The sequence below is a fragment of the Clostridium fungisolvens genome (assembly GCF_014193895.1).
Lineage (GTDB): Bacteria > Bacillota > Clostridia > Clostridiales > Clostridiaceae > Clostridium_AR > Clostridium_AR fungisolvens.
Map to the genome: position 1 here is coordinate 1 of NZ_BLZR01000004.1, position 6,230 is coordinate 6,230.

Annotated in this window: 4 protein-coding genes; 2 read left to right on the top strand and 2 right to left on the bottom strand. The window is 31.8% G+C overall.

Annotation, left to right across the window (positions count from 1 at the left end; genetic code table 11):
• Positions 1–336: 336 nt before the first annotated feature.
• Entirely contained in the window at positions 337–810 is a 474-nt protein-coding gene (locus tag bsdtw1_RS23295) for a PTS sugar transporter subunit IIA (protein WP_183280047.1), read from the bottom strand.
• A 303-nt stretch (positions 811–1,113) separates the two neighbouring features.
• Here bsdtw1_RS23295 and bsdtw1_RS23300 point away from each other — a divergent pair, with 303 nt between their 5' ends.
• Both bsdtw1_RS23300 and bsdtw1_RS23305 read left to right on the top strand, forming a co-directional pair.
• The gene (locus bsdtw1_RS23300) at positions 1,114–2,499 is read left to right on the top strand and encodes a TldD/PmbA family protein (RefSeq protein WP_183280048.1); all 1,386 of its coding nucleotides are present in this window, start codon (positions 1,114–1,116) and stop codon (positions 2,497–2,499) included.
• 13 nt (positions 2,500–2,512) lie between these two features.
• The gene (locus bsdtw1_RS23305) at positions 2,513–3,856 is read left to right on the top strand and encodes a TldD/PmbA family protein (protein WP_183280049.1); all 1,344 of its coding nucleotides are present in this window, start codon (positions 2,513–2,515) and stop codon (positions 3,854–3,856) included.
• 173 nt (positions 3,857–4,029) lie between these two features.
• Here the strand turns inward: bsdtw1_RS23305 and asnB are convergent, their stop codons facing one another.
• A complete protein-coding gene (asnB, locus tag bsdtw1_RS23310) occupies positions 4,030–5,871 on the bottom strand; it encodes an asparagine synthase (glutamine-hydrolyzing) (RefSeq protein WP_183280050.1) in 1,842 nt (613 codons plus the stop codon).
• Positions 5,872–6,230 lie beyond the last annotated feature (359 nt).

A 6,230-nucleotide genomic window follows, 5' to 3' on the forward strand; every position in this document is an offset into this window, starting at 1 on the left:
TTCACTAGCTCAGTCGGTAGAGCACATGACTTTTAATCATGGTGTCCGGGGTTCGATTCCCCGGTGAGCCACCAAACCTCTGTTTATACAGAGGTTTTTTATTTTCTAGAAGATATAATAATATAAGGTTTTAAATAACTGTATAAAATAAATATAGAGTAAAAAATAGATAAACAAAAAGGTTCGCTAATGAAGATGAAATTAGCGAACCTTTTTTGTTTTATAATAAAATTTGATATAAGAAAAATATTAAGATTATTAAGTAATCCACAGGTGGAATTGAATAATCCACAGATTATATTAAATAATTCTTAGATCTCTTTGTTTTTAGGTTTTCTATTTATAAGTTATTATAGTGTCTAATCCTTCTTTTACAGCTGAACCTATAACTGGATTCATTTCTTTTATAACATCAGGATTTGTTATTAGAACTGGTGTTATTAATGAGAAACCTTTACTTTCTACAAATTCTCTATTAACTTTTATGATAGGAGTACCTGCTTTTATTTTTACCCCAGGTTCTATTAATCTTTCAAAACCTTCACCATTTAGAGAAACTGTATCTATTCCTATGTGAACTAGAAGTTCTACTTCTCCTGCGATTGTCATGGCAAAAGCATGATTTGTTTTAAATACTAATGATAATTCACCATCAGCTGGAGCTACAAATATAGATCCGGTGCTATCAATTGCTACTCCATCTCCAGCCATTTTTTTTGCAAATACTTCATCTGGAACTCTAGATAAATCTATTGTAGTTCCTGCAACTGGTGCGAGAATCTTTATTTCTTTTTTTAGGAATCCAAACATAATATACTCCTAACTGCACATTATAGTGAAATTAGGAAAACTCACTTCCTTTCAAAAATATAATAATAAAATTAACAAAAAGTTCATAATTAATAGAAAAAGGCATAAGTTTATATAAACTTATGCCTGATTTAACAGTAACACGCATTTTAATTATATATTATTATTTGAAGTTAGTCAATTGTAAACGGTATTTATTATCGTTATAAAAATGTATATGTTAAAATATTTTTAAGAAATATTGCATAAGATGGAAACATTAATTAAAATGGTATTATATTACAGATAAAAAGGGGGATGCATATGTTATCCAAAGAAATAATAGGCAAAGTATTATCCCAAGCTTTGAGGAGCGGGGGAGACTTTGCTGAAGTTTTTGTTGAAGATACAATGAATAATAATATAACGCTAACTGATGGCAAAGTAGATAGTATAGTTTCAGGGAGAAACTATGGTATAGGTATACGAATATTTAAAGGGTTTAGAAGTGTATATGCATATACAAATGAAAATAGTTTGAATCACTTGACTGAAGTAGCAGCTAAGGCTGCGTATGCACTTGGAAACATAGATGATAATCTAGACATTAACTTGAATCTTATCGAAAGAATAAATTCTAATATTCATCCTATAATCTATGTTCCTTCGTTTATTGAAAGCACTAAGAAGATTGAAAAGATGAAGCTAGCTTATAAATCAGCTAGAGGATATAGTGAAGAAATAAGTCAAGCTTCTGTAACCTATATGGACAAAGACCAAAAAGTACTTATTGCAAACAGTGAAGGTTTATATACAGAGGATAGAAGAATATGGACTAGGCTAGGAATTAGATCTGTAGCAAGTAATTCTAAAGAAAATCAATTAGGCACAGAAAATCCAGGAAGAATGATGGGATTTGAGATGTTTGATGTTGTAGATCCTGAGCATTACGGAAGAGAGGCAAGTAAATCAGCGGTTGCTATGCTTCATGCTAATTATTGTCCAGCTGGTAAGATGATGGTTGCTATAGAAAACGGCTTTGGAGGAGTTATATTCCATGAGGCCTGTGGGCATTCACTTGAAGCTACATCTGTTGCAAAGGGGAATTCTGTATTTTGTGATAAGTTAGGTAAACAAATAGCGTCTACAAAGGTGACCGCTATAGATGACGGAACATTACCTAACCTTTGGGGATCATTAAATATAGATGATGAGGGAACAAAAACAAGGAAAAATGTACTTATAGAAAATGGAATTTTAAAATCATATATGATAGATAAGTTAAATGCCAGAAGAATGGGGATGGAACCTACTGGCAGCTCTAGAAGGGAATCATATAAGTTCGCTCCAACATCTAGGATGACTAACACTTATATAGCAAATGGTAATGATAGAAATGAAGATATAATTAAGTCTATAGAATATGGCCTATATGCAAAGAAAATGGGTGGGGGCTCAGTTAATCCAATAACAGGAGAGTTTAATTTTGCTGTAGCAGAAGGATATCTAATAAGAAATGGTCAAATATCAGAGGCTGTAAGAGGCGGAAGTTTGATTGGTAAAGGTTCTGATATATTAATGGATATAGATATGGTTGGACAAAATCTTGGCCATGGTCAAGGAATGTGTGGGTCTTTAAGTGGATCTGTTCCAACTAATGTAGGTCAGCCACTGATTAGAGTAAAACAAATAACTGTTGGTGGAAGATAAGGGGGAAAACTTTATGGATATAAGACAGTTTAAAGATATAGTTTTTAAGTTCGCTGAAGAATCAGGATTTAGTGAATACGAAATTTATTACTCTAACAAAGAGAACTTAGAAATAAGAATCTATGAGGGTGAAGTTGATGGGTATGGTCTAAGCAGTACTGGAGGAGTAAGTTTCAGAGGAATTATCAATGGGAAAATAGGTTATGCATATAGCGAAAGCTTAGATGAAGCTGCTGCTGATATAATTGTAAAAAAAGCTAAAGAAAATGCTGAGCTTTTAGAGAATGAAGATAAAGATTTTATATATGGAGAACAAGGGAAATATGAAAGTATTTCAACATATAGTGATGAAATAGATTTACTAACTCCAAGTGAACAAATTAATTTAGCACTTATGCTAGAGAAGAAGACAAAAGAAGCAAGTAATCTAATTGAAAAAGTTGCTGAATGTGAAGTAGATACCTCTAAATCTGAAGTTGTAATAATAAATTCCAAGGGGTTAGATTTAAAGAGCAAAAAAACTACTGCTGTAGCATACGTTGATGCAGTAGCTAGAGATGTGAACGGTATGCAAAATGGTATGTCCATTAAGATTAGAACAAGTATAGGAGAACTAAATCTAGATGAAATTTCTAAGGAAGCTACTAATGATGCTATATCTAAGATTGGTTCAAAGTCAATTAAATCTGGCAAATATAAAGTATTGATATCTAATTATATGATGGCAACTATATTAGGAACATTTCAAGGCGTCTTTAATGCCGATAATGCTCAAAAAGGACTTTCATTGCTTAGAGGAAAAGAAGGAGCTACTATAGCTTCTGATATTGTGACTATTACAGATAATCCGATTTTAGAAGGATCTCCTTATTCCACTCCTTTTGATGATGAAGGGGTACCAACATATAAAAAATCTATAGTTAATAAAGGGAAGTTTACAACACTTCTTCATAATTTGAAGACTTCAAATAAAGACAATGTAAAGACTACTGGAAATGCCTCTAAGGCTTCATTTTCCTCACCAGTTACGATTTCGGCTACAAATTTATATATAGAAAAAGGTGAAAAAACTTTTAATTCATTAGTAAATCTTGTTGGTGATGGGTTATATATAACTAATCTTCAAGGTATGCATTCAGGTGCAAATGCAATAACAGGAGACTTCTCGTTAGCAGCTAACGGAAGGGTGATAAGAGATGGAAAACTTGAAGAAGCGGTAGATCAAATAACAGTAGCGGGTAACTTTTTTGATTTGTTAAAAAACATTGAAGAAGTAGGAAGCGATTTTGATTTCTATTACTCTAATACAGCGAGTCCTTCTGTAATAGTAAGTGAACTCTCAATAGCTGGTTTGTAAAATATAATGCAGATAGTAATCAAATATTTGATTACTATCTGCATTTTGTATAATTATATAAGGCTATGTTTAGTAATGGGTTGAAATTAAACAGAGCGTTATATTAAATACATAAGCAATATAACAGTATATATTCTATAGATAAAATTTAGTATTTTTATGCAACTGATATATTATAATTCAAGTTGAACATTATATTCCTTTAACCATATATTCATTTGAACTAGATAAGCTATTAATTGAGGGCCTGTCATGAGCTGACCATACCATGGAGTTTTGTATGCGTCACCTTTTGTATCAACTATCTCTTGAACCTTCTTCTTATCTATAATATTTAATATAGGAGAAGTTTTATCGTTTAGTATATCATTCATAGCTTTGCATACTAATGAAGTATATATAGGGTTATGAGTCTTTGGATAAGGACTCTTTTTTCTATATATAATATCATCAGGTAATACTCCCTTTAATGATTTTCTCAAAAGCCCTTTTTCTCTATCATCAGCAAATTTTATCTTTTGAGGTAAATTAAAAGCATACTGAACTAATCTATAGTCAGCAAATGGAACTCTTACCTCAAGACTATTAGACATACTCATTCTATCTTTTCTGTTTAGCAAGTTGATCATAAACCACTTAATATTTAGATAGAATAATTCTCTCATTCTAAAATCTAATTTGCTTTCATTATCTAGGTGAGGAACTTGTTTTAAAGTATCTAAATATTCTTGTTGGGTCTTATCTTCTATAGGTAAGCTCTTTAGATTATCGGATAGAAGAGATTTTCTATCTTTTACAAATCTTGACCAAGGGAATGTTGGTGCATTTATAAGTTCCTCTCGAGTATACCATGGATACCCACCAAATAGTTCGTCTGCACATTCCCCAGATAAGGCTATAACGAATTTTTTTCTTATTTCCTTGGAAAACAAAAATAAGGATGAATCCACATCAGCCATTCCTGGTAGGTCTTTTGCAATTACAGCGTCCTTTAAGGCTGCTGTAAGATCATTATGGTTGAGTAGAACTGTTTTATGATTACTCTTGATAAATTTAGACATTTGCAATGCCCAATATTGATCTGATGTTGGTTGAAATAATGAAGACTTAAAGAACTTATCATTATCTTCATAGTCTATAGAATAGGTTGTAAGAGTTTTGCCTTTACTTCTATATTCTTCTGCTGCTATTGCTGAGATAGCAGAGGAATCAAGTCCGCCAGATAAAAATGTACAAAGAGGAACGTCACCTACTAGTTGCCTTTTTATTGCATCTGTAAGTAAGTCCTTAAGATGCTCAGAAGCCTCATCTTCAGTTTCATTGAATTCTTCAGCAGATACCTTCCAATATTCCTTGATTTTTATTCCATCTGGAGCAATTAGTACATAATTAGCTGGAGAAACCTCTTTGACATCTTTATATATACCACTTCCAAGACAATTAGCAGGTCCTAAAGCAAAAATTTCAGTTAATCCATCTTTATCTATAATAGGATCTACATAAGGGTGAGCTAATAATGTTTTTATTTCAGAACCAAATATAAAGGAGTTACCTTTTATGGTATAGAATAAAGGCTTTACTCCTAATGGATCTCTTGCCAAGAACACTCTGTTTTCTTTCTCATCGTATATGGCAAATGCAAAAATACCATTTAATTTTGATATGCAGTCAATACCCCAACACATATAAGCGGTAAGTAAAACTTCTGTATCGGAGTAAGCGTCAAATTGAAAGCCCTTATCTAGTAGTTCTTTTCTTAGATCTTCAGTATTATATAGTTCTCCATTATATATTAAACAATAATTATGGCCACCAAGAGTTTTAACCATTGGTTGTTTTCCACCCACAGGGTCTACGACCACTAGTCTTCTATGTCCGAAAAGAACGTTATTGGTTGTATAGTATCCATAGCTGTCAGGCCCTCTTAATTTTAAAGTGTCAGTCATAGCTTCTATTATTTTATGCTGTTTTGAAATGTCGTTTTTAAAATTCACCCATCCAGCAATTCCGCACAAAATTATCACCTTCATAAATAATATTATTTTCTATAATATGTTAGTAAGTTGTTATTAGTTACCTGTGATTAAGTTTAATAATATAAATATATTGAGTTTTAATATCCATAATAAGTGATTTATAGAGTTAAAAGGGTAATCTTCCATGATAACAGTGCCGGGTGTATCAGTTGATGAAATATGTTGAAAAATGGAGAAATTATAATTATTGGACAAGTAAGTTACTGTGATAGGGGTTAATTAATTTAAGGGAGTAGAACTATATGTTATTATAAGTCATGTCGCTGAAACAAGTAGCGGCAAGAACACGAAAATAAAATTTATCTTTAAAAATAAGTTTTAAAAAAGTGTTGACAAAG